Raw genomic sequence first — 24016 nt, 5'->3', positions numbered from 1 at the left:
ATGGGTATGGCTAATCGGTTTTTTATTTTACTTGTAAGACTATCTTGCCAAAGGCATCGCCTTTTTGTAGCTCATGATGCGCCGCCACCACTTCAGAGAGTGGGTAGACGCTTTGAATCTTTAAACGTAACTTTCCATCAGCGATGAGCTGTAAAACGCGTGCCATATCATCACCGCTGCGCTGTGCTTTGTAGCCTGTGACCGTTAGCTGCTTTTGCTCACCTGCTGCTTTGAGTTTATCAACCCAGATAGTCGGCAAAACAAAAACCCGAGCCGCAGGCTTGAGCACGCTCAGCGCTCGTACGCCTGCCTCATCACCGACCAGATCCAGTAGCACATCAGCTTGCAGATCAGGAAACGCCGCGCCGTTGGTATAGTCAATCCAGCCTGCCAGCTTGTCTTTATCGATTAAGTCTGCAAGCTTGTCATACTTCTCAGGTGAGCAAATAACCGTGACCTTGATATCGTCGTTGTCTACTTTATCCATCAATAGCTGTATCGCTAGGTGCCCCACCCCGCCTGCGGGTGCATTGATGACGACGTGCTGGCCTTTTTTGATATCAGCAAACTCAACAAACTGTAGCGCGGTTTGGCCAATACAAGGCAGTGCGCCTGCTTGCTTTAGTGTGACAGGATTGGGCACTTTGGCCAGCAGTTTGGCATCTACTGCCACATATTCAGCGTAGCAGCTGCCCTCAAAGCTCAAAGCCGCCACCTGATCACCGATGGCAAATTTATCACTACGGCTATCTACCACCGTACCTGCGACATCGAAACCCAAAATTGCTGGCTCGTTTTTATCAAACTTATTGTGTTGAATCGCCTCTGCACCCCAGCCTTTGCCTTGACGCGTCTTATAATCGACGGGGTTTATCCCTGCATACGCCACTTCGATCAAAACTTGCTCGTCTGCCAACGATGGCATCGCCACCCCGTCTTGATACTGCATCACTTCAGGTGCACCAAACTCTTTGATGAGGACAGCGTGCTGCGTGGTTGGCAGTGGTTTTTCGGTTGTTAAATTAGACATGGTATATATCCTTATCCGTCTATTGATTAAAGTATTTTTGGCTTTTTATACATACGTTTATACACGTACTCATACATCAGAGTCGGTGTCGTCACTCTCATAAGCTGCACCCGCTATAAGGTCAGCTCAGCACTGAGCGGCAGATGATCAGATAGAGTCGACCAAGGCTTGCCCGTGTGTACCCATGCGTCTTTGACCGTCAGATTGCGCACATAGATACGATCTAAGCTGAGCACTGGTAGCTTGGCTGGAAAGGTGGGCAAGAGCTTGCCATGACAGTGCTTAAAGGCTTCTGTCATGCCGAGGCTGGCCGCCAGCTTATCACAAGACATTTTCTTCCAGTCATTAAAGTCCCCGGCCAAAACCAGAGGTTGGTCGTCATCGATTTCGTTACGTACATAGTTGGCGATGGCCTCGTACTGTTTGATACGGTCGCGCTCAAACAAGTTTAGATGCGCGCACAATACCACCACTGGCCGCGCCCAGCCGACGGGTTGTACTTCACAGTGGAGAACGCCGCGCTGCTCTAGCTTATTGACGGTGATATTGACGTTATGCTTTGGGTCTAAGGGGAAGCGGCTGAGCACCGCGTTGCCATGATGGCCATTTTCGTACTCTGAGTTTTTGCCGTAGCTGTTTTGTAGTTTTAGGTACTCGCCAAACCACTCATGCTGAGACTGGTCAGGGTACTCATTGTATTGCATATTGCGCTTTAGGTTTTGACCCTGCACTTCTTGCAGACACAGCACATCAGAACCTATGATATCGAGCGCTTGCGCGATGCCTTGTATTTTGACTTGGCGATTCATCGGCGACATGCCTTTATGAATGTTATAGCTGGTTAAAACAAAAGAAGTCGTGGTAGTCATAGGTTTGGTCATAAACTCAGTATGGTAGGATAAGGGCGGCATGGTCTGCGGTGAGCCAAAACCGACGTAAAAAGAGCATTGATTCGTTGTGAACCAATGCTCTTATGTTATACCTAACTGCCGCCGATGGCTAATGCGTCATCGTATAACGCCAGTATCTGGCAGCCCCGGTTTAGTAGCGAGTCACCAGAGCAATCGGTTGGTCTGCACCCATGATATCTTGTGGCATAAACACCGCTTTACCACCATTATGAATGACATGCTCAATGATTTCACCGATGGCATCATCCGTCACGCCATCAGCAGCTGGGTCGTCTGCGAGGCTCAGTGTCTGCGCTTGTTCATCTATCTTTGCAGGCTGGATATAACCGCGGCGGACATAGAGGGTCTCGCCTACGCCTTGATAGGCACTGCGATAGACTTCTTGCAAGTCAGTCTGGAGCATACTGGCGCCACGTGCTTTATCTATCTCACCGAGGGCTTCTTGATGTAGCGACGAGCGATAGCCCTCGACCGCTTCTTGTACGCTATCGATGATATGCTGGGCGCTGCCATCTTCTAGGTTGGTCGCATTGGTGACGGTAGCAATGATGTTGTCAGGACGATCACAGACTTCTTTATAGTAGCCGATGTTTTTGGCATCACCCACGATGACCAGCGGCATTTTATTATCGCCCCACAGCTCTTGCACGCTTTTATCGACTTGATTAAAGAACTCTTTAAGATAGCTGCTTTCGTTGTTTGATGAGCGATCTGAGCCACCATCGCCTGTGGTATAGGGGCCATTATTTTCTACAGGAAATGGGATATTTTCCATGTTGTTTTGAGCATCGTCATCTTTATCAAACTCTCTGATGACACGATCGTTCGAGGCTTCGATGAGACGCGCATGTTCGCGGGTCAGCACCACGGTGTAGTAGTGGACGGCACTTGCCATATCACGTACTAGATCACGGGTGGCAAAACGATCTGAGATAACGACGCGCTCTTGGGTATCGATCGGCATACGGATGACTTTTACATCATCGGTGCTGGCAAATATCGCTAAGGTGTCAAGGTTATAGTTGTGATTGAGCTCTTTGGTTTTTGCGTAGATATTGTCCAAAATAACAGTAGCCGTACGCTTATCATGCTCGCTATTTAAACGCTCTTCGACGACTTTTAATTGGTTTTTTAGGGCAATAGGGTCTTGATCGTTGGCAGGGTGCTCACGATGCGTTTTTACAAAGATACTGACCGCAGGGTTGGCTTTGGTTTCACGTAAGCTCTTTAGAGTTGCTTTCATATATTGCTCCTTGTTTTATTATGATTTCACGGCTTTTTAGTATTTATTAAACCTAATATTTTTACACTTAGTATTTATTAAACGATGTTTTCTATTAAAAAAACTGCTTAAAAAAAACATCCACTTAAAAGACAGAGCTGCTTGTTTTTATGTTGTACTGCTTGTCATGCCTATGCTGATAGTCCATTACCTTGATGCTAACAGCTAAACCTCACGCTCTATAGGGTGAATTTGCAAGCAAATGATAGCGCTTTGTAAGCGAAACACTCTTTATTGTATAAATCATTGTATATAAACTTGCCTGACTCAAAAAATGACGGATTGTTTACAAGATTTTGCTCACTCACTGTTTTGTTTTATCGCACTGTCTACCTACACCGTTTGCGATTTTGCGCTGTTTGCGGTATGACTGGCGCGTAGGTTGTATTTTTGGCAAACGAACCCATCTTTTATACAGCTTATAAATAAAACAATAAGGCCGCCTACACCACCTCATGCCAAACGCATGATTGTCAATTATTCATATCAGATACCGGACGCCACTATGACAGCCATTTCTCCAGCATTACACCTTGTCGATTTTGACAACGTCTCACCCGCCACTCTACAAGACCAAGTCCGCAGCGCCATTGATGCGGCCAATGCTTTTTTAGATACGATGCCAGATTTAGACTCCTTGCCAGCTGACCGCCAAATAAGTGCTGAGCAAGCACTGGCAGATGTGATGAGCTTTGACCATATCAATCTGGCGTTGGACCGCAGTTGGGGGATTTTGTCGCATCTAAATAGCGTGATGAGTAATGATGATATCCGTCAGGTACATCACGAGCTGCTCCCCAAGCTTTCCGCTTATGGCACACGCGTCGGCCAACACCAACCGCTCTTTGGCCGTTATCAAGCCATCAAAAATGACACAGCGTTTTTTGCAGCGCTTGAGCCTGCGCGCGCACGGGCGATTGAGCTGGCACTGCGTAGCTTTGAGCTATCAGGCGTGGCATTGCCAAAAGAGGAGCAAGCAGCTTTTGCTGATATTCAAAGCAAGCTCTCAACTTTATCTGCGACGTTTTCAGACCATATTTTGGACGCCACTCAAGCCTATGCTCTGCCGCTTAGCCAAGCGCAGTTGGCAGGGTTAACCGACAGTGGCTTAGCACTGCTAGCAGATGCCGGTGAACAATATAAAGCGCGTGAGCTGGCTCGTGGTACGCTCTTGCAGGCCGATGTCGATGCCCTACCGACGCCTTATTATGTGGCCAGCTTAAACATCCCTGTATATTTGGCCATCATGACCCATGCCGACGACCGCGATTTGCGCGAGACGCTATACCGCGCGTATGTGACCCGTGCCTCAGAGTTTGACACGCATACCAATGCCAAAGGCGAGTCGCTAAATAACGCGGATATCATGAATCAGATTCTGCAGCTGCGTGAACAAAAAGCCAAGCTGTTGGGTTTTGATAATTATGCAGAGGTTTCTTTATCGACTAAGATGGCGGACAGTGTGATGGAGGTCGAAGACTTTTTGCGCAACTTGGCCACGCAGGCCACGCCAGCGGCGCAGCAGGACTTAGCGCAGCTACAGACATGCGCCCAAGACTACGGCATTGCTGAGCTACAGCCATGGGACAGCGCTTATATCGCCGAAAAAGTCAAACAAAGCAAGTTTAGCTTGTCGCAAGAAGAGATCCGTCCATATTTCCCCTTACCAAAAGTCATCAGCGGCTTGTTTGCAATCGTTGAGCGCCTATACGGTATCAAGGTACAAGAGCACAGCGAGTCGGTGTCGCGCTGGCACGATGACGTGCGTTTTTATCAGTTGTTTGATGCCGATGATACATTGCTTGGAGGGTTTTACTTCGACTTGTTTGCTCGTAGTGGCAAGCGCGGCGGCGCATGGATGAGTGGCTTTCAGTCGCGCTATCGTCATGAGGCCGCAGAGCATCAGCAGCTACCAGTTTGCTTTATGGTTGGCAACTTCACCCCTGCCTTAGATGGCAAGCCAAGCCTATTGACCCATGATGAGGTATTGACCTTATTTCATGAGTTTGGTCACGGTCTCCATCATTTATTGACCCAAGTGACGGTCGGCGATGTGGCTGGGGTCAATGGGGTTGAATGGGACGCCGTCGAGCTGCCCAGTCAGTTTATGGAAAACTGGGCATGGGACAGCGAGGGCATCGCGCTGATTAGTAGTCACGTCGATACTGACGAGCCACTACCAACCGATAAGCTTGATGCTCTACTGGCGGTAAAAAACTTCCAAAGCGGCATGCAGACCTTACGTCAAATCGAGTTTGCCTTGTTTGATTTGCTGATTCATGCACACACGCCAGCACTTGATTATGAGGGTATTTTGGCGACACTAGATGCGGTACGTCGTGACGTCGCTCTCATGCATACCCCCGACTACAACCGTTTTGCCAATGGCTTTAGTCATATCTTTGCAGGCGGCTATGCGGCTGGCTACTATTCGTACAAATGGGCAGAGCTACTCTCTGCCGATGCCTTTAGTAAGTTTGAAGAAGACGGTATCTTTAACCCAATCACCGGTAAGGCGTTTCGTGAGACGATTTTGTCGGTCGGTGGTAGCTTCCCTGCCAAGACCAACTTTGAAAACTTCCGTGGTCGTAGTGCCAGTATTGATGCGTTATTGCGCCATAGCGGTTTTGTCGCGACTCAAGGCATGCAAAACACCGATACTACTCACAGCACGCGCGAGGGCATCTAAATGCGTTATCAATCATCAACCCCCAAGCGCCGGTTTTTAGCAGGCGTTCGTTGCCCTAAATGTCAGGCGATGGATGCGGTGGTGCAGGTAAATATCGTCACGCCCGTAGCTGATGAATATATCGAGTGTACCCAGTGCGGGCACACAGAGCGCCGTCCAGACCCTGATGCCATCAGTGCCAAGAACCATGCCGAAGACCAGCTCGCTCGCGATGCCATGACGACAGGCACCAGCGGGACAGTGAAGTTTAAGCCCTAAATGGCACATATCGCTATTTGATGATAGCGACGTGTTTTATTCTTTAACGGTGTTTTAAGCCTATCTTTTAATAGATAGGCTTTTTATTTTGAGTTTGCTATAGTATGGCCTCTGATATCTTTGACATAAATTGACCAAAGTATGAAAAACAAAAAACCGCACCCTTTATTAAATAAGCATTTAAACAACAAACCCTCTAAATCGCACTCAAAAGCCGCAGTCACTGTGATATTAGTTTTGCTTGTTGCAGCTTTTGGTTACTTTATTTGGACGCAGTCTCAGCCTAAAGTAAGCGAGCCTATCGACCAATCCTCGTCGGCCTTAGCTGAACAGACTAAAATAACAAATACGGTAGCGTCTCCCGATGTCTCACCAGATGATATAAAGAGCGATATAGAAAAGAGTGATGTAGAAGGTAGTATAGATGACACGGCTGATGATGGCACCAGCCGTGATAATAATACGATAAATACCGAAAACAATAGCGCTGCGATGGCCAGCAACCAAATACCAGATCCAAAAGCCATCCTACAAGCACCGCTACCACAGAATAATAGCTTAGCCAAAGAAGAGATTGATCGGTTAGAAGATGAGCGCCAACGTCTCGCCGAGCAAGAAAAACTGGCCGCTGAGCAATTAGCAATGAATAAAAAACTTGCCGATATGAAGGCAGAGCAAATCGCTCTACTCGAACAGCAAATCGCCCAGCTAGAAGCGGATAACGCCAGCAAAACCACTGAGCAATAAACATTGGATTTTTTAAGGGGCTGATCATGGCAAGCATCCAACTCACTCACGCCCCTATCTTAAATAGTAGCGCGCAGCTGCTTATCCTGCCTGTCAATACTGCTGGCATTTTGTTAGACCCTATTCTCACGCGCGCCAAAACGCTGTTTCCTGACAACTACCAGCGCTATCATCGTGCCTGCCGCGACGGTAGCTTGCACGTGGGCAGCTGTCTTTTGCATAAGCGCATGCGCGAGCAAGCGGGACTTGCAGCCAGTAGTAATGGCAATCAGCCAAGCCACATTGCCAATCTTGTGATATCAGACCATCCCTACCATTCGGCTCGTATGCGCTGGCTGACTGCCGCGTTGATACAGCTACGTGAGCAGCTGATACCACTGATACGCTATCACGGAATGCGTAGGGCCGCTCTTCTGGCCCGTCCCCTAATTTATGATACTACGACGCGGCAGCACTCACCTGCTACCGCGCATTTAGCAAATGCCGTACCGCCGGATTGGGCTACAGAAATATTACCGCTTTTGATGCAGCATTTACAAGATCTGCCCAAACTGCGTATCAATGTACACGTCCCCAAGCATTTTGACATTTAAGCATCCATTAAAACAATCTGCCAAATAGCATCCGTGCTTGCTTAAGTCTAACCGACACACCAGTCGACACCAGCAACATGTATATTGCTTGTGTTGCATGACCTATCGGCTTTATAACGGCCAAAAAAAACCGCCTTAAGCATTCATAAAGAACAACTTAAAGCGGTTTTGGGTGTTTATAAAATGCATCACACGTTTATAACGACAGCTTAGTTTTGCTCAACACCCTTCATGGTTAGCTTGATGCGACCACGGTTGTCGACGTCTTGAACCAAGACATTGACTGACTGACCTTCGCTCAGATAGTCTGATACGCTCTCGACGCGCTCTTCTGCGATTTGTGAGATATGCACAAGGCCATCGGTGTTTGGCAATACATTGACAAAGGCACCAAAGTCTACGATACGGGCAACCGTACCGGCATACGTTTTGCCTACTTCCACTTCAGCCGTCAACGCTTCGATTTTGCCAATTGCCGCTTTGGTCGCTGCTTTATTTTCACCAAAGATACGAATCGTACCACCGTCATCGATATCGATGACTGCGCCAGTCTCTTCAGTCAACTGACGAATCATAGCGCCGCCTTTACCGATGACATCACGGATCTTGTCTGGGTTGATCTCGATGACCGCGTAGTTTGGTGCATGCGCGTTGATTTCAGTGCGGCTTTGCGGCAAGACTTTATTCATCGCCTCAAGGATATGAATACGACCAGCATGCGCTTGCTTTAGCGCTTGCTCCATGATGTCAGGGGTGATGCCTTCGATTTTGATATCCATCTGCAGCGCAGTGATACCGTCTTTTGAGCCCGCCACTTTAAAGTCCATGTCGCCCAAATGATCTTCGTCACCTAAGATATCTGATAGAACAGCAAAGCGATCGCCTTCTTTTACCAGACCCATGGCAATACCTGCCACAGGGGCTTTTAGAGGCACGCCAGCATCCATCAATGCCAAGCTAGCACCGCACACAGACGCCATAGAAGACGAACCATTTGACTCAGTAATCTCTGATACCACACGAATGACGTACGGGAAGCGCTCGCTGTCTGGTAGCATGGCTTGAACACCGCGGCGCGCTAGGCGACCATGACCGATCTCACGGCGCTTAGGGATACCTTCACGGCCTGTCTCGCCGACAGAAAAGTGCGGGAAGTTGTAATGCAGCATGAAATGATCACGAATCGTACCGCTTAGTGAATCAATCATATTGACATCACGGCTGTTACCCAACGTCGTGGTTACTAGCGCCTGCGTCTCACCACGCGTAAACAGCGCAGAGCCGTGGGTATAAGGCAATACGCCAACTTGCACGTCTAACGCACGCACGGTCTCAAGGTCACGGCCATCAATACGCGGCTTGCCTGATAAGATATTGTCACGAACGGTGCGGTATTTCAGATCTTCGTAGATGTCTTTTATCTCAGAGACTTTGCTGTCGTAGTCTTCTGATTCGCTATCCCCTGCCAGTGCTTCGATGGCAGCATTTTTGATATCATCGAGTTTGCTATAGCGATCTTGTTTGTTGGTGATAGTATAGGCATCAGCCACTTGCTCACCAAACTGCGCTTTCATGCTACTCTCAAGCGTCTGATCTCGCTCAGGTGCCGCAAACTCTTGCTTGGCAGTGCCGACTTCTTCTGCCAAAGAGGCGATATTGTCGATGACGATTTGCTGCTGCTGATGACCGTATAACACAGCGCCCAACATCTGATCTTCTGACAGCTCTGCGGCCTCAGACTCTACCATCAACACTGCTGACTTGGTACCAGCAACAACCAAATCTAGATCACTACTCTCTAGCTGCTCAAGCGTTGGGTTGAGTACATATTCACCATTGATAAAACCAACACGCGCTGCCGCGACAGGGCCATTAAATGGCGCATCAGAGATAGCAAGCGCCGCTGACGCACCGATAAGCGCTGCAATATCAGCAGACTGAGTCTTGTCTGATGACACCACGGTGGCGGTAATTTGGATTTCGTTTACATAACCTTCAGGAAACAACGGGCGAATCGGACGATCGATAAGACGCGAGGTAAGGGTTTCAAACTCGCTAGCGCGGCCTTCACGTTTGCCATAAGCGCCTGGGATTTTACCCGCGGCATACATTTTTTCTTGATAGTTTACGGTGAGCGGAAAGAAGTTTTGACCTTCTTTGGCTTCTGATTTTACTACCGCTGCTACAAGGACAGTCACCCCGCCCATATGAACCAAAATAGAGTTGGCTTGACGAGCCACGCGTCCTGTTTCGATGACAACCTGCTGGTCGCCATACTGAAATTCGCGCTTAATAGTATTAAACATTGTCATATAATCTTCCTAATGTTGACTGACAAAAACTAATATCAGCATCGTATAAAGCTGATATCTGTCATTAAAATTCTTTGAATATAGCCGTTCGCTGACTGACATCGTTTGCTATGTCATAGCCGCGGCGGCATATCTCATTACGATCTTTGTATCCATGCCTGCCACAGATATTTTGCTGGTATGTATATGTGGCTGTGCAGATGTGGTCTTACTATCGTTTGATCGATCTATTATCTAAAACCAATGCAGCGCGCTTAGCTACCTGCATCTTATGCTACCTTGTGCAATATATTTATGATGACTGCCTTATTGGCACTCCCTGCATAAACACCCTACTCACTGGCAAGTCCTCTATCTAACAATCGCTAAGCCATCAAGTTAACAATGCATTATTTTACAGTGATTTGTGGCTATTGACCAATCAATTACAAAACGGTACGTCCACCGCTGATGATCGACCATTATCACTATAACAGACAGTAAGAATAACACACAGCGCACGTGCTACACGCATCACCGATGCAAACAGTATTACTTATTAACTTCTTAACTTCTTATAAATTAAGCATAAAAAAAACGGCGTGAAACTATTCCACACCGTTTTTAGAAAAATCTATTGTATCGATATCAGCAAGTAAGTGTGACGCGCTCTGCTAGAAGCTTGACAGTTAGCGCCTAAAGGGGCGTCACTTATCTGAATGAGCGCTCGTACTATCGTCGCTGTATTAACGACGTAGACCTAACTGGCTAATAAGAGTGGTATAGCGACCAAGATCTTTACCTTTTAGGTAATCAAGCAATTTGCGACGCGTGTTCACCATACGGATAAGGCCGCGGCGGCTATGATGGTCAGCTTTGTGCTCTTTAAAATGGTTTTGCAAATCATTGATACGTGCACTTAACAACGCTACTTGTACTTCTGGAGAACCCGTGTCGTTTTCGCTGCGCTGGTATTGGGCAATGATTTGTTCGCGATCAGTATTGGTTAGCATAAATATCTCCGGCAATGCTAAAAGCTCTAAATACGCTCGAATTTGAGCGATATATAAAGCAGTAAAATAAAAAGTAAAACAGCTTATACGGCATTCAGGACAACCCTGCATTACTAGAGTTGACCTAGTGTCTCTAAGCTCAATCACATAAGATCATCATCTAAAAAAGGCAGATAAGTCACGGCTCTATCTCGCTCCTTATGAGCGCAATGATTTAAGCCTAATGCTATCTTCAAACCAAATTTAAATGTGGCGGCAATTATAACAAAAAACTGCTGAACCCGCAGCAGTTTTTCATATTAGTTTGTGATAAAAAGCGAAGGATACAAACCGGCTCAAACGCGTCAAAAGATGATAGTAGATCTATAAGTTATTAGACCAACTATAATGCTTCTATTTTTTTGCGTCTTTTTGTGTCGCATGCGCGCCCAGCTCGTTGTCCTCTAAAGGCACCGTGGTGGCTTCCGCTAAGCTATCTGGCGTCGCATCTTCACGTGGATTGATATCCTCAGACAGTTTTTCAATTTCTTGTTCTTGTTGATCCATATTATCTGTGGACTGACTCATAATCCCTCCTATTTTTATTATTTCCATTTAGTTACAGCTAAACTCAACTATAAATAAGCTGTATTGATTACTGATCTTTTTTTACATTTTCTAAATTATCAGCAATTCTATCAGCCGCCGCCTCAGAATTCTCTGTGTGGTTGTCTTCAGTTTGGCTTTTTAGTGCCGCCTTTGCTGATTCTGAGCGTTGTTGTTCTAGCTTCGTATCGTTTGGATTTGAATTGGCCATGATAGTTTCCTCTTGATAATAAAACTTGATAATAAAACTTGATAATAAAACTTGATAATAAAACTTGATAATAAAACTTGATTGTAAAATAAGTGTAAATGTTAGCTGTTGAAGCGTTTTAAACAGAACAAGTAATAGACAAAATATTGCACATACACAGTTACGATAATGCTTTGTCAATAGCAGCAACGAAATTGTCAATATCGTCTGGATTACGCGAGGTAATCAAATTACCATCAACTTGTACGGTCTGGTCTACAAAGTCTGCCCCAGCATTTTGCAAATCTGTCTTTAGCGAATGATAAGCCGTAAGCGTCTTACCTTTTGCGATACCGGTATTAATAAGCACCCAAGGCGCATGGCAAATCACCGCTAAAGGCTTACCAGCATCATTAATAGCATGAATCAGCTGATGGGCGTCTTGCTTGCCGCGTATGGTGTCAGCATTGACGGTACCGCCTGGCAAGACCAACGCGTCATAGTCGTTCGCGTCTGCTTCGCTAGCAAAAATATCAGCAGTAAACGTATCTGCTTTATCGACGTCTTGCTGCATCGCTTGGACTTGCTTGTCTTTGTTGGTAGTAATCAACACTGTCTGATAACCCTTATCTTTTAGCTGGTTATTGACATCTTCATACTCGGCTTGTTCAAAGTGATTATGTAATAAAAAAGCAATGGTCTTCATCGTTATCCGTATCCTTATCGTTGTCTCTGTTAGAAACTACTTTTTATCGATTTATAGCCACGTATTTATTATTCTATTTTTAGATAGCAAAATCATAATCCATTATTTTTATTTGCTTATATTTTTATTAATAATTATTACCATATTCCCTCTCAATCCTATATATTAAAACTACAATGCGTTTCTAGTTTTTCTTATAATTTATTATTATTTTTATAATTCATTCAAACGTCCTGTTTTTTCTTATCTTAATAAAACTCTTAATTATTATCTTTATTATGAGTATTTTTATTATTATGATGTCACGTTTCCCTCGCTGACTTAATCAATGTACAAAAAAAACAGGTCTCACCATAGGCAAAACCTGCAATAAAATGTGACGATATGTGATTAGTGTAAACTGTTAGTAAGCCAACTGGGCAATAAGCTGCTGATCAACCAAAACGGTAACATTAACGTTGAATAAGCTTTTTCGGTTGTAGCCTACCGTTTAGACTGACAGCACCCAAACCCAAAAACTGACCTTGCTCATCTAGCAGACGAATATCTACTGGTACGTCAGAGGCGAGAGCTGTGTTGCTGACAGTCGTTTCGTGAGCCGCAGTAGCTTCTACTACTTGGCTGCTGGCAGACTGGCGAATGTTTTGGGATATATAAGCCTGTAGCTCATCTGTCAATTGTGCAGACACATTTAGACGCTGTCCCATATGGACACGCTGACATTGCTCGGCCGTCAGCGTCATTTGTGCAGGTATCTCGATACAGGCATCTATCGGCATCAGCTGCGTGAAACGCTCGGCCAATGGCAGATCTTCTAGAGCAGATAAAGTGATGGCATTATCAACCTTAAAGCTACCAACTTGTAAGCGGCGCAGGGCGGTGAGATGGCCGAGTGTGCCGAGCGCTTTAGCGATGTCTTCACCCAGCACGCGCACATAAGTACCTTTGCTACAAGTGACGGTTAGCTGAATCTGCTCATGATCGAGCGCTGTTAGGCGAATAGAGCGGATAATAATATCTCGCGGCTCACGCACGACGTCGATGCCAGCGCGGGCATATTCGTAGAGCTTTTTACCGTCTTTTTTTAGGGCAGAGTACATCGGTGGTATCTGCTGCTGCGCGCCTAAAAACTGCTGGGCAAGCTCCTCTAAAGCGGCAGCATCAAATGTCGGCACAGAAGCCGTTGCAACTACTTGACCTTGAGCATCTCCTGTATCTGTCTGGCCGCCAAGCAAAATGGTGGCTTGATAAGATTTGTCGGCATCTAGCTGATAGTGGCTAAACTTGGTGGCCTCTCCCAGACAAATCGGCAACAGACCGGTGGCCATGGGGTCGAGCGTCCCCGTATGGCCTGCTTTTTTGCTGTCATGGTTTGGGGATTTAAACAAATACTTAACCTTGGACACTACTTGCTGCGAGGTCAGACCATAGGGCTTATCCACCAAGATAACCCCTGAGACTTTTATCTTGTCATTTTGCTTCGCTGGGATAGACATAATATAGGCTTACTCGTCATGCTCGTTTTTTTCGGTTTTGCTGACGGCCTGATTGATCAAATCCATCATATAATTACCATGCGCTGTCACTTCATCATAGTGAAAACGCAAACGCGGGGTCGTACGCGTTTTTAGGCTGTGGCTAAGCTCGGTGCGCAAAAATCCTGCTGCTTTATTGAGCACACTGATGCTCTCTTCATGATTGGTCTTGGTCATCGCATCATCGAGCCCTGGCTCCATGATAGTGACATAAATGTCAGCGTAACCCAAATCAGGACTGACTTTGACACTAGAGATGGTGACAAAACCGGTCAAACGCGGATCATTGACTTCGTCGCGAATAAGGACGGCAAGCTCACGCTGGATTTGATCGGCTAAGCGTTGTAAACGTTGATTCATGTTATTACCTTAATATGAGTATGGCTTAGTTAATATGGCTTATTTTTATTGGTTAAGTGACTTGGTCATGAGGACTTATCTATGGTAAAAAAGGCCTAGCAGGATGTACCTGTTAGGCCTCTGTACTACGGTCTATCCACCACACCTTTCAGACTTGGCTGATAGAGCCTATGGTCTGATGGGTGTTTGTATCTAGCTTTGTTTTTAGATAGTACGAGCGAACTCTTGGATTTCAAAGACTTCGATCTTATCACCCGCTTCGACATCATAACCACGAACCGCAAGGCCACACTCCATACCAGTACGTACTTCATTGACGTCTTCTTTATAGCGACGTAATGACTGCAACTGACCTGTAAAGATAACCTTGTCATCACGCAAGACGCGAATAGGCTTGTTACGGTAGATTGTACCTTCGACCACCATACAACCAGCGGCGGCACCAAACTTACTAGAGCGGAAGACTTCGCGAACCTCAGCGATACCAAGGATTTTTTCGCGATGTTCAGGCGCTAGCATACCGCTCATTGCCGCTTTGACATCATCGATTAGACCATAGATGACGCTATAATAGCGGATATCGATATTGGCGACATCAGCTTTGCGGCGTGCTGTCGCATCTGCGCGGACGTTAAAGCCGAGCAATACCGCTTCGCTAGATTCAGCAAGCGTGACATCAGATTCAGAGATAGGGCCCACACCTGAGCTGATCACTCTGACTTTGACTTCGTCCGTTGATAATTCGTTTAAGGCGGCCAGTAAGGCTTCTAATGAGCCACGAACATCTGTCTTTAGCACGATGTTCAAGGTCGATACATCGCCTTGTTCCATCTGATCAAACATGTTCTCTAAACGCATTTTGTTCTGACGCTCGAGTTGACGCTCGCGCTCACGATTGGTTCTAAAGTCCGCAACTTCACGTGCTTTTTTCTCATCAGTGACGACTAAGAACTCGCTACCAGCGGCTGGCGTTTCAGGTAAACCTAAAATCTCGACAGGAATAGAAGGACCCGCTAACTTGATACGCTGACCGCGCTCATCTGTCATCGCGCGCACTTTACCGTAGTATTCACCTGCCAATACCAAGTCGCCTTGCTTGAGTGTGCCTTTTTTGACCAACACGCTCACCACAGGACCACGACCTTTTTCTAGTCTTGACTCGATGACCACACCTTGCGCTGAACCATCAAGTGGTGCTTCTAGCTCCATCAGTTCAGCTTGCAATCCGATAAGCTCTAATAACTCGTCGATACCGTCGCCTGTCTTAGCAGAGATACGTGCCATCGGGGTATCGCCGCCCCAATCTTCTGACACCACTTCTTTGGTCGTCAGCTCATTGAGAACACGATCTGGGTCAGCACTTGGCTTATCCATTTTGTTGATAGCAACGATAATCGGCGTACCAGCAGCGCGCGCATGGTCGATGGCTTCTGCTGTTTGTGGCATCATACCGTCGTCAGCGGCCACGACCAAGACGACGATATCAGTCGCTTGCGCGCCGCGCGAACGCATGGCACTAAATGCTGCGTGACCTGGGGTGTCAAGGAAAGTAATCACACCGCGGTCAGTCTTAACATGATAAGCACCGATGTGCTGAGTAATACCGCCTGCTTCGCCAGTCGCTACTTTGGTCTCGCGAATCTTATCGAGCAATGAGGTCTTACCATGGTCAACGTGACCCATGATAGTGACGACAGGTGGACGGGTTTGCACGTTACTGCTGCGCTCATCGACAGCATCTTGTAAATCGTCTTCGACCTTGGTATCACTGACAGGGACAGGGTTGTGGCCCATCTCTTCAACGAGCAGACTTGCTGTCGCTTGATCGATGGTGTCTGATTCGCGAGCAATTTCACCCATTTTCATCAGTAATTTAATGACTTCACGAGCCTTGACTGCCATACGCTGCGCAAGATCTGCAACAGTGATATGCTCACTGATTTCGACGTCATAGATGATTTTTTCGACAGGTTTTTCAAACTTGTGCTGTGAGGCTTGCGTTGAACGTAAACCGTTTTTGCGGTTTTTGAATTCACGCTCATCTTGGTTTTTACGGCGGCGGCCACGAGCACCCGTGCTACTAGCACCACGCTTGATCTCACGGCGCTCTTTTTCAAACGACTCTTCTAGAGCATCACCGACCAGACCTTCGGCCAACGGCTCATCTTTACGCACTTCTGCCACAGGCTCACGATCGGTATATTTGCCTGCCATTTTACGCATTTGCTCAAGCGTACGCTTTTGCGCTTCTTCTGCTTGCTTACGGCGTGTTTCTGCTTCAATTTCACGCAGACGCGCTTCCTCGGCTTCGCGCGCTTCACGAGCTTTACGCTCAGCAGCGGTTTCTACCTTTGGTTTGGTCGTAGCGGCTTTTTTCTTCGGTTGCTCTTTTGGCTTCACTTCAGCGGCTGCTTTGCCACCTTTTTTTACCACCACAGAGGCTGAAATATCGTCGTTTTTATCGTCAGACTTTTTGCTTGAACCTAGGCTTGCACGCATAGCGGCCAGCGTTGCCGCTTGACGCTCTTCTGCTTTTTTCTTAGCAGCAGCACGTTCTTCTGCTTCTTTAGCAGCACGAGCTTGGGCTTCGATTAAGGCTTGCTCACGAGCAGCCAACTCTTCAGCCATCTTTTCTGGATTGGGTTTTTCAAAGACTTTCTTTTTACGCACTTCCACATTGACGCTCTTAGACTTACCTGAAGAGCCGGTCACACGCGCGGTGCTAGTCGTCTTAGACTTCAGACTAATACGGCGCTTTTCTTGCTGACCATGACTTTGCTTTAAATACGTCACCAACTTCTCTTGCTCAAGCTCGGTGACTGGGTCATCCTCTGCGCGAGCAGGCAGCCCAGCATCCACCAGTTGCTGTCTTACAGCACTTGCGGTTTTGCCTACCATATCTGCCAGTTCTTTGACGGTCTTATCTGCCATTTATTATCACCTACTGTCTATTATTTGCTATATGTTCAATTCAGTTGTTGGCTACAAATGATTGGGGTAAGGCTGATTTCATGCGCTCATCTGTCCGTATTGATACGGCAATAATGCCTGTGACGGTATGAGTGCCTGTTATCAGCGCTTTATTATCAATAGCATATCACCAAAAGACAGCGATATGCAGTTACCGCTTATTCATCGAACCAAGATTCCCGAGCTTTCATGATGAGTTGTCCTGCAGTTTCAGAATCTAATCCTTCGATATCTTCTAAATCGAAGACGGCTTGTTCTGCCAAGTCATCTACGGTAATGATGTCTTTTTGTGCCATTTTATAGGCCCAGCTGACCGTCATCCCTTCAAGCTCTTGCAGCTCTTGACTTGGCTCTTTCATGTTTTGTTGTTTGACCAGCTCATCTGCGATGACCACTTCTTTTGCACGCTCTTGAATGATGTCAATCGCTTCGTCGTCCAAACCTTCGATATCATAAAAAGTCTCTACAGGTACGTAGGCGACTTCTTCGATACTGGTAAAGCCAATATCCACCAGCGCTTGTGCCAGATCATGATCGACCTCCAAACGCTCATAAAACAGCTCAATAAAGGCTTTGGATTCGTTTTCTTGACGCTGCTGATACTCTTCTTCTAGCATCATGTTGAGCTTATAACCAGTCAGCTCTGAAGCCAGACGGACGTTTTGACCTTGTGAGCCAATCGCACGCGCGAGCTGGTCGTTGGTGCTAAAGATAATATCAGCGGTTTGGGTATCTTCATCGAGGATGATACTGCTAACATCGGCTGGCTCTAGCGCACTGATGATAAATTGGGCTGGGTCATCTGACCACACCACCACATCGATACGCTCACCATCGAGCTCTTGCTGCACCGCTTGGATACGCGTACCACGCATACCAATACAAGCGCCAACTGGATCAATACGATGGTCGTTGGTCTTGACTGCTATTTTAGCACGAGTCCCAGGCAAGCGAGCGACGTTACGGATTTCGATGATTTGCTCTGCAATTTCAGGCACTTCTTTTTGCATCAAGGCTGAGAGCATCTCAGGGTGCGTGCGTGATAAAAGCAGCTGCGCACCACGGTTTTCACGGTTAACATGATATAAAATAGCGTTGATACGTGATTTTGGACGTAATTGCTCACGAGGCAACATCTGATCCCGTGACAAATAGCCTTCGGCATTGTCACCTAAGTCGATGATATAGCCATCACGAGTTTGTTTTTTTACTTCGCCATACATCATCTCACCGATACGTGGCTCAAAAGCGTCTGCAACCAGTGCACGCTCCGCTTCACGGATCTTTTGAATAATGACTTGTTTGGCTTGTGTGGCAGCGATACGGCCAAACTCAATCGACTCGATCTGCTCTTCTTTGATGTCACCGATGGACCACTCGTCTTGATCTAAGTCACTGATGGCCAACTGACACGCAGGCATTTCGTGATCTTCATCGGCAACCACTGTCCAATAACGATAAGTATCATAGTCGCCAGTTGCACGGTCGATTGATACGCGCACCGCCACTTCTGGCTGCTCGGTATATACTTTTTTCTTGGTTGATACCACCAAAGCATCTTCTATAGCTTCAAAGATATCTTCAGGATTTAAGCCCTTTTCATTACTGACAGTTTCTACTACCGTTAAGATTTCACGACTCATGCTATACCTGTCCTATCATTTTTTAATTGACTTAAATTTTATCATTAATGTATTAACGTTGTTTTTCACCATAAACCATCTAGGTCATTTGTGCAGTCGCTCAGGTAGGCCACCTAAGCATCTTCGTATACCAGATTGGCTTTATCAATATTACTTAACGCAATATCAAACTGCTCGCCATCAGCGGCCGTCAACTTCAATGAAGTGGCATCGATACTGTCTAGCGTACCTGTCACTTTGCGGCGTTTTTGCTCACCTGTCCCGATCGCTTGGATCAAACGTAGGCTGATGGTTTGACCAACATACGCATGCATTTGCTCATCTGAGAAAAACGCGCGATTAAAACCAGGCGATGACACCTCTAAGACGTACTCACCTGCGATGGGATCATGCACTTCAAGAATACCGCTGACTTGATGGTTCACCGCCGCACAGTCTTCGATAGTGACGTGTTTGCCCTGAGCCTGCTCTTCTGGCAGTGCTTCGATATAAATACGCAGCAATGAGCGACGGCCTTGCGGCGCAAACTCTATGCCCCATAGCGCCACATCACAAGCAGCAACTGCAGGCGCGATGATATTGGTCAGTTCTGCAACTTTGGTCGAAAGTTTCATAATTTATTTATATTTTCCTGTTCACTTATCTATCATACTCACAAACTCTATTAAAGTTATGCTGATCGTTTACCGATGATAATCACTCACCGTGATGAGTCATACTCATATACTGTAAACCAAGACAGATTGTTATATGTATGCGCGTTTATATAAGGCTGAGCAAAAAAAACATCAAGCTCAGCCAAACATTGCTTTTATTATTCATAAAGCAGTACTATCGATAAAGGAGTGGGGAATAAAAGATAGTGTGCTTACGAAACAATCGTGCCAATGGCGGCAAGTGACGACCCGTATCGTGCTCTATAGACATAGAGCTTAGCATAAGTAGGATAGATACCGCGATAACACTGACCTTCAGATACAAAAAAACCCACAAACATTATGGTGGGTTAATCGTTACTGACAAATTTAGTGTACAAAACATCAGTATAAAAAGTGGTAGCGGGGGCTGGATTTGAACCAACGACCTTCGGGTTATGAGCCCGACGAGCTACCAGACTGCTCCACCCCGCATCAATCTAGAACGCATATTATAGGGAAGGTTTGTATGATTGTCAATACTTATTTTAAATAAAATTTAAACAAGCCTTTTATCATCAATCAATCTGCCCTGACGTCATGCTGCGTCATAAAACTTGGTGCGATTGGGGGGACTTGAACCCCCACAGCTTGCGCTACCACCCCCTCAAGATGGCGTGTCTACCAATTCCACCACAATCGCGTTTTTTACTGCTTTTATTTGCCATTCAGCTTATCAAGTGTCTATATAAGCAACTCTAAAGCCAGACTGCGAAAACAGAAAAGGCATTGTAAATCTAACGTCTAAAAATAGCAAGTACTGCTGGAAAAAAGACCGTCATTCAAACCCTAATCCATAAAAAACCAGCCATTTACTACTCTACTGCCTACAAGGCTTCCCCTGTAGGCCGACAGTGAGCCAGCCGTTATTGAGGGTTTTGGGTCAAGGGGCGCGGCGTTTGCGGCGCTGACACCGGTGCATCTAAGCGAAACTGATCTTCTGCTTGCTTACGCGCATGTACTGCTAGTGTCATACTGGTGATAAAAAATATCACTGTCAAAACAGCAGTCGCTCGCGTCAAAAAGTTTGCGGAGCCTGCCGCCCCAAAGACGGTACCAGACGAGCCTGCACCAAAAGAAGCCCCAGCGTCTGCCCCTTTACCATGCTGTATCAAAATCAAGCCAATCATGGCAATCGCCACAATAATATGCAGGGCTAATATAAACGTAAACATGCTGGCCTCTTTTGCCGCGTAATGACGACTGATAACGGAAAATAAATCTAAGAATCAATATATAAGCTGACTTGAATCTAACAAAGCGACAATCTAACAAGGCGACTTCAAAGTCCGGACCATTAGCAAATAACAATGTTAACTTTCTATTGCTAACCTTTTACGTTACCTACTAACTCTACTTTACCTACTATGAAAGCACAGAGGCGACTTCACGCAAAAGTCACTGCCCGATCGCTTATATATGAGATTATATAAATAAGGCGCATTGTACACGATTACAAGGGCACTGTTAAACCCACTTTTATCAACTGATAAAGACATTTTGTATACAAATGATGACCTTACCATAACCGTATGTTTATAGTGCCCGCATCAGTACCAGCATCACTATACATACCAGTGAACCAGTTGCGATGTTAGGCGTAATGTCAGACGCCTTAGGCTCGCCCATTGCCAAAAGCTTGCGCAATTGCCAAAAAGCTGGCAGCTTTTAATGAAGCGCCGCCGACCAGTGCGCCATCAATCATAGCATCTGCCGCAAAACTATCGGCATTGTCAGCATTGACGCTACCTCCATATAAGACTGTGATATTGTCCAATGCTTCCCCGTAGCCTGCGACCGTCTGCTTGATATGCTGATGCGTCGCGCTGACCTCGGCCACGGTAGGCACTTTACCTGTACCGATGGCCCATACTGGCTCATAAGCGATGATAAGGCGATCGAACAAGGTGTCAGCAAGCGCAGGCTGCTGCGTTAGTATGTCTTTTATGACGGTGAGCTGCTCATCGATAACTGCAAGTGTTTGTCCAGCGTCATACTGTGCTTGTGTCTCTCCGATACAAAACACCACGCCTAGGCCTTGGTCAAACGCATGGGTCATTTTACTGAGTAAACAAGCATGCGTCTCTTGATGATACTGACGACGCTCAGAGTGACCAAGTAATGTCCAAGTTGCGCCAGCATCGGCCACCTGCTGCGCTGAGCAGTCCCCTGTATAGGCACCTGTAGTGCCACTATGTGCGCTGATATCTTGCGCAGCACACAATACTGGGCTGTCTTGTAGATGGTCGCTGACACCGGCCAAGTGGATACAGCTAGGAGCCACCATTAACTGGCAGCCAGCGCTATTGGCACCGTCATTTTTATCAGCAGTCGCCAATAAATCGCTTAATAATGTCTGGACATCATCGCTCGTTGCAGGATTTTGTTTCCAATTACCAATTACCCAAGCTTGCATCTGTAGTTACCCTGTCTTAAGTATTTATGCCAATTCGGCTAATGTGCGCGCCAGTATAACAAATAATTCACAACTGCTATAGTATGGTGCTGCATCGGCTGTCATGGCTGGATATGGCTGCAGCGGCTGACCGCACTAAGCCATCTGGCGCTCTTTATTGATCTCTTATTATCTTTTTGGTGTCGTCAATAAACAGTTTAATAGTTGCCATAAGTTCTTTAAACTAAAGTAATGTTCTATATTATTACCCTAATACCCAAAAAAACTGCATAGTAGCATTCGTTTACTACCTATTTATTCGTGCAACAGCAGATAACGATACAAACGTTTGTTATTGAGGAGAGGTCGTCATGTCTATCACAACCAGCAAATATGGTGGTTTAGCGCAGCAGCTGATTAGCGAAGGTATCGTTAGCGAAGCAAATATGAAAACCGCACAGACCGAGTCGCAGCAGCAGCAAATAGGACTGGTGTCATACTTGGTAGACAACAAGCTGGCCGACGCCTATCACTTGGCACAAATGCTTTCACAAGCTTTTGGCGATCCTTTGTTTGATCTAGACGCTCTGAGCCTCGATGTCATCCCTAAAGACTTGGTCGATGAAAAAATCGTCCGTAAGTTTAATGCCTTGCCTTTGTTTAAGCGCGGCCAGCGTTTGTTTGTCGCCTTAAGTGATCCAACACGTATCGATGCCATTGATGCCATTGCATTTAACTCACGCCTATCTATCGAAACGGTGGTGGTCGAAGAAGATAAGCTCAAAAAACGCATCGAAGCGCTTTATGCAGACAGTATGCAGGGGCTTGATAGCTTTTCTGATAGCGATTTAAACGTCGGTTTTGAAGACGGAGATGACGCGGCTGATGAGGGCGAGACCAAGCTCAGTGATAGCGTCGATGAGGCCCCTGTCGTTAAGTTTGTCAATAAGATGCTGGTGGATGCCATTCGTATGGGAGCTTCAGATCTGCATTTTGAACCCTATGAAAAGACCTACCGCGTACGCTTTCGTGTTGATGGGGTCATGCAAAAAATGGCCAGCCCGCCTGTCCAGCTTGCCGGTAAGATCGCAGCACGCCTAAAGGTCATGTCACAAATGGACATCTCTGAGCGCCGTATCCCGCAAGATGGCCGTATCAAACTAAAACTGTCAAAAAACAAAGCCATCGACTTTCGGGTAAACTCCTTGCCGACGCTGTTTGGCGAAAAAATCGTACTACGTATTTTGGACCCCTCATCGGCCATGCTCGGGATTGATGCCTTAGGTTATGAGCCAGATCAGCAAGAGATGTTTTTAGAAGCTCTTCATAAGCCGCAGGGCATGCTGTTGATCACCGGTCCGACAGGGTCTGGTAAAACCGTATCGCTATATACTGGTATCAACATCCTCAACACGGGAGCAACCAATATCTCCACTGCCGAGGATCCAGTGGAGATCAACCTTGAAGGCATCAATCAGGTCAACGTCAACCCAAAAGTTGGCCTAACCTTTGCCAATGCTTTGAAGTCGTTTTTGCGTCAGGATCCCGATATCGTCATGGTCGGTGAGATTCGAGATTTAGAGACTGCGGAGATTGCAATAAAAGCGGCGCAAACAGGCCACATGGTACTCTCAACCCTGCACACGAACTCTGCCCCTGAGACGTTGACGCGTCTACGCAATATGGGTGTGGCTTCTTTTAACATTGCCACCTCTGTCAACTTGGTCATTGCTCAGCGTTTGGCACGGCGCTTGTGTAAAAACTGCAAAAAAGCCATCAATGTACCGCGGCAAAGCTTGCTTGAGCTTGGCTTTACTGATGCCGATCTAGATGATCCAGACAACGTCATTTATGAGCCTGTCGGCTGTAATGAATGCCGTGAAGGCTATAAAGGCCGAGTGGGTGTTTATGAAGTCATGAAGGTCAGCCCAGACATCTCTCGCATCATCATGGAAGATGGCAATGCCATGGATATCAAAGACGCTGCGCTCAAAAACGGCTTTCGCGACCTGCGCCGCTCTGGCATTTTAAAGGTATTACAAGGGGTGACCAGTATTCAAGAGATGATGCGAGTAACCTCTGAATAGCACCAACTCTCATCGCGTCAAAGAGGAGCATACTGC

Annotated in this window: 20 protein-coding genes and 2 tRNA genes; 5 read left to right on the top strand and 17 right to left on the bottom strand. The window is 46.5% G+C overall.

All coding sequences use genetic code 11. From position 1 onward, the window contains the following. Positions 1–22: 22 nt before the first annotated feature. From CAP50_RS00740 to CAP50_RS00730, 3 genes are all read right to left on the bottom strand, one after another. Positions 23–1030 carry an NADP-dependent oxidoreductase gene (locus CAP50_RS00740; RefSeq protein ID WP_100748667.1) on the bottom strand — a complete coding sequence of 336 codons (1008 nt, stop codon included), beginning with the start codon at positions 1028–1030 and terminating at the stop codon, positions 23–25. A gap of 113 nt (positions 1031–1143) precedes the next feature. Continuing rightward, entirely contained in the window at positions 1144–1899 is a 756-nt protein-coding gene (locus CAP50_RS00735) for an endonuclease/exonuclease/phosphatase family protein (protein ID WP_100748666.1), read from the bottom strand. 172 nt (positions 1900–2071) lie between these two features. Then, positions 2072–3184 carry an AOC03_06830 family ribosome hibernation factor gene (locus tag CAP50_RS00730; RefSeq protein ID WP_100748665.1) on the bottom strand — a complete coding sequence of 371 codons (1113 nt, stop codon included), beginning with the start codon at positions 3182–3184 and terminating at the stop codon, positions 2072–2074. A gap of 544 nt (positions 3185–3728) precedes the next feature. On the opposite strand from CAP50_RS00730, the gene CAP50_RS00725 reads away from it, so the two are divergent. The 4 genes from CAP50_RS00725 (at position 3729) to CAP50_RS00710 (ending at position 7510) form a co-directional block, all read left to right on the top strand. Beyond that, the gene (locus tag CAP50_RS00725; protein ID WP_100748952.1) at positions 3729–5912 is read left to right on the top strand and encodes a M3 family metallopeptidase; all 2184 of its coding nucleotides are present in this window, start codon (positions 3729–3731) and stop codon (positions 5910–5912) included. Then, entirely contained in the window at positions 5913–6170 is a 258-nt protein-coding gene (locus tag CAP50_RS00720; protein ID WP_100748664.1) for a YheV family putative metal-binding protein, read from the top strand. A 141-nt stretch (positions 6171–6311) separates the two neighbouring features. Continuing rightward, positions 6312–6917 carry a hypothetical protein gene (locus tag CAP50_RS00715; RefSeq protein ID WP_100748663.1) on the top strand — a complete coding sequence of 202 codons (606 nt, stop codon included), beginning with the start codon at positions 6312–6314 and terminating at the stop codon, positions 6915–6917. Between the two features lie 26 nt (positions 6918–6943). Further along, positions 6944–7510, top strand: a complete 567-nt coding sequence (locus CAP50_RS00710; RefSeq protein WP_100748662.1) for a hypothetical protein — start codon at positions 6944–6946, stop codon at positions 7508–7510. 209 nt (positions 7511–7719) lie between these two features. On the opposite strand, the gene pnp is transcribed toward CAP50_RS00710, so the two are convergent. The 14 genes from pnp to tpiA form a co-directional block, all read right to left on the bottom strand. Beyond that, complete coding sequence (gene pnp, locus CAP50_RS00705; protein WP_100748661.1) at positions 7720–9822, bottom strand: polyribonucleotide nucleotidyltransferase; 2103 nt, start codon at positions 9820–9822, stop codon at positions 7720–7722. Between the two features lie 725 nt (positions 9823–10547). Then, positions 10548–10814, bottom strand: coding sequence for a 30S ribosomal protein S15 (gene rpsO, locus CAP50_RS00700; protein WP_075101373.1), 267 nt, complete (start codon positions 10812–10814; stop codon positions 10548–10550). Positions 10815–11207: 393 nt separating this feature from the next. Then, complete coding sequence (locus tag CAP50_RS12640) at positions 11208–11381, bottom strand: hypothetical protein (RefSeq protein ID WP_172953030.1); 174 nt, start codon at positions 11379–11381, stop codon at positions 11208–11210. Between the two features lie 67 nt (positions 11382–11448). After that, complete coding sequence (locus CAP50_RS12635) at positions 11449–11610, bottom strand: hypothetical protein (RefSeq protein WP_172953029.1); 162 nt, start codon at positions 11608–11610, stop codon at positions 11449–11451. A 160-nt stretch (positions 11611–11770) separates the two neighbouring features. After that, positions 11771–12295 carry a type 1 glutamine amidotransferase domain-containing protein gene (locus CAP50_RS00695; RefSeq protein WP_100748660.1) on the bottom strand — a complete coding sequence of 175 codons (525 nt, stop codon included), beginning with the start codon at positions 12293–12295 and terminating at the stop codon, positions 11771–11773. A gap of 452 nt (positions 12296–12747) precedes the next feature. Continuing rightward, positions 12748–13791 carry a tRNA pseudouridine(55) synthase TruB gene (truB, locus tag CAP50_RS00690; RefSeq protein ID WP_100748659.1) on the bottom strand — a complete coding sequence of 348 codons (1044 nt, stop codon included), beginning with the start codon at positions 13789–13791 and terminating at the stop codon, positions 12748–12750. 9 nt (positions 13792–13800) lie between these two features. Next, complete coding sequence (locus CAP50_RS00685; protein WP_075101370.1) at positions 13801–14190, bottom strand: ribosome-binding factor A; 390 nt, start codon at positions 14188–14190, stop codon at positions 13801–13803. A 204-nt stretch (positions 14191–14394) separates the two neighbouring features. Further along, complete coding sequence (gene infB / locus CAP50_RS00680; RefSeq protein ID WP_100748658.1) at positions 14395–17121, bottom strand: translation initiation factor IF-2; 2727 nt, start codon at positions 17119–17121, stop codon at positions 14395–14397. Between the two features lie 197 nt (positions 17122–17318). Beyond that, positions 17319–18803 (bottom strand): transcription termination factor NusA, encoded by a 1485-nt coding sequence (gene nusA, locus CAP50_RS00675; protein WP_100748657.1) that lies wholly within the window; start codon positions 18801–18803, stop codon positions 17319–17321. A gap of 113 nt (positions 18804–18916) precedes the next feature. Beyond that, positions 18917–19417, bottom strand: coding sequence for a ribosome maturation factor RimP (gene rimP / locus CAP50_RS00670; RefSeq protein ID WP_100748656.1), 501 nt, complete (start codon positions 19415–19417; stop codon positions 18917–18919). Positions 19418–19856: 439 nt separating this feature from the next. Beyond that, positions 19857–19933, bottom strand: a tRNA-Met gene (locus CAP50_RS00660). A gap of 123 nt (positions 19934–20056) precedes the next feature. Then, positions 20057–20141, bottom strand: a tRNA-Leu gene (locus tag CAP50_RS00655). Positions 20142–20364: 223 nt separating this feature from the next. Beyond that, entirely contained in the window at positions 20365–20673 is a 309-nt protein-coding gene (gene secG, locus CAP50_RS00650) for a preprotein translocase subunit SecG (RefSeq protein ID WP_075101365.1), read from the bottom strand. A gap of 440 nt (positions 20674–21113) precedes the next feature. Beyond that, positions 21114–21914 carry a triose-phosphate isomerase gene (tpiA, locus tag CAP50_RS00645; RefSeq protein WP_100748655.1) on the bottom strand — a complete coding sequence of 267 codons (801 nt, stop codon included), beginning with the start codon at positions 21912–21914 and terminating at the stop codon, positions 21114–21116. A 350-nt stretch (positions 21915–22264) separates the two neighbouring features. Here tpiA and pilB point away from each other — a divergent pair, with 350 nt between their 5' ends. After that, positions 22265–23980 (top strand): type IV-A pilus assembly ATPase PilB, encoded by a 1716-nt coding sequence (gene pilB, locus CAP50_RS00640; RefSeq protein WP_100748654.1) that lies wholly within the window; start codon positions 22265–22267, stop codon positions 23978–23980. The last annotated feature ends 36 nt before the right edge of the window (positions 23981–24016 follow it).

Origin of the sequence: Psychrobacter sp. L7 (genome assembly GCF_002810365.1) — a bacterium.
Classification (GTDB): domain Bacteria; phylum Pseudomonadota; class Gammaproteobacteria; order Pseudomonadales; family Moraxellaceae; genus Psychrobacter; species Psychrobacter celer.
This window is presented reverse-complemented; position numbering and strand designations above follow the sequence as displayed.

Coding starts and splice junctions, on each gene's coding strand:
- CAP50_RS00715 (WP_100748663.1), top strand. CDS start 6,312: ATGAAAAACAAAAAACCGCACCCTTTATTAAATAAGCATTTAAACAAC.
- truB (WP_100748659.1), bottom strand. CDS start 13,791: ATGTCTATCCCAGCGAAGCAAAATGACAAGATAAAAGTCTCAGGGGTT.
- CAP50_RS00730 (WP_100748665.1), bottom strand. CDS start 3,184: ATGAAAGCAACTCTAAAGAGCTTACGTGAAACCAAAGCCAACCCTGCG.
- CAP50_RS00710 (WP_100748662.1), top strand. CDS start 6,944: ATGGCAAGCATCCAACTCACTCACGCCCCTATCTTAAATAGTAGCGCG.
- pnp (WP_100748661.1), bottom strand. CDS start 9,822: ATGACAATGTTTAATACTATTAAGCGCGAATTTCAGTATGGCGACCAG.
- CAP50_RS00720 (WP_100748664.1), top strand. CDS start 5,913: ATGCGTTATCAATCATCAACCCCCAAGCGCCGGTTTTTAGCAGGCGTT.
- secG (WP_075101365.1), bottom strand. CDS start 20,673: ATGTTTACGTTTATATTAGCCCTGCATATTATTGTGGCGATTGCCATG.
- CAP50_RS00735 (WP_100748666.1), bottom strand. CDS start 1,899: ATGACTACCACGACTTCTTTTGTTTTAACCAGCTATAACATTCATAAA.
- pilB (WP_100748654.1), top strand. CDS start 22,265: ATGTCTATCACAACCAGCAAATATGGTGGTTTAGCGCAGCAGCTGATT.
- CAP50_RS00725 (WP_100748952.1), top strand. CDS start 3,729: ATGACAGCCATTTCTCCAGCATTACACCTTGTCGATTTTGACAACGTC.
- CAP50_RS12640 (WP_172953030.1), bottom strand. CDS start 11,381: ATGAGTCAGTCCACAGATAATATGGATCAACAAGAACAAGAAATTGAA.
- CAP50_RS12635 (WP_172953029.1), bottom strand. CDS start 11,610: ATGGCCAATTCAAATCCAAACGATACGAAGCTAGAACAACAACGCTCA.
- CAP50_RS00740 (WP_100748667.1), bottom strand. CDS start 1,030: ATGTCTAATTTAACAACCGAAAAACCACTGCCAACCACGCAGCACGCT.
- infB (WP_100748658.1), bottom strand. CDS start 17,121: ATGGCAGATAAGACCGTCAAAGAACTGGCAGATATGGTAGGCAAAACC.
- rpsO (WP_075101373.1), bottom strand. CDS start 10,814: ATGCTAACCAATACTGATCGCGAACAAATCATTGCCCAATACCAGCGC.
- nusA (WP_100748657.1), bottom strand. CDS start 18,803: ATGAGTCGTGAAATCTTAACGGTAGTAGAAACTGTCAGTAATGAAAAG.
- CAP50_RS00685 (WP_075101370.1), bottom strand. CDS start 14,190: ATGAATCAACGTTTACAACGCTTAGCCGATCAAATCCAGCGTGAGCTT.
- tpiA (WP_100748655.1), bottom strand. CDS start 21,914: ATGCAAGCTTGGGTAATTGGTAATTGGAAACAAAATCCTGCAACGAGC.
- rimP (WP_100748656.1), bottom strand. CDS start 19,417: ATGAAACTTTCGACCAAAGTTGCAGAACTGACCAATATCATCGCGCCT.
- CAP50_RS00695 (WP_100748660.1), bottom strand. CDS start 12,295: ATGAAGACCATTGCTTTTTTATTACATAATCACTTTGAACAAGCCGAG.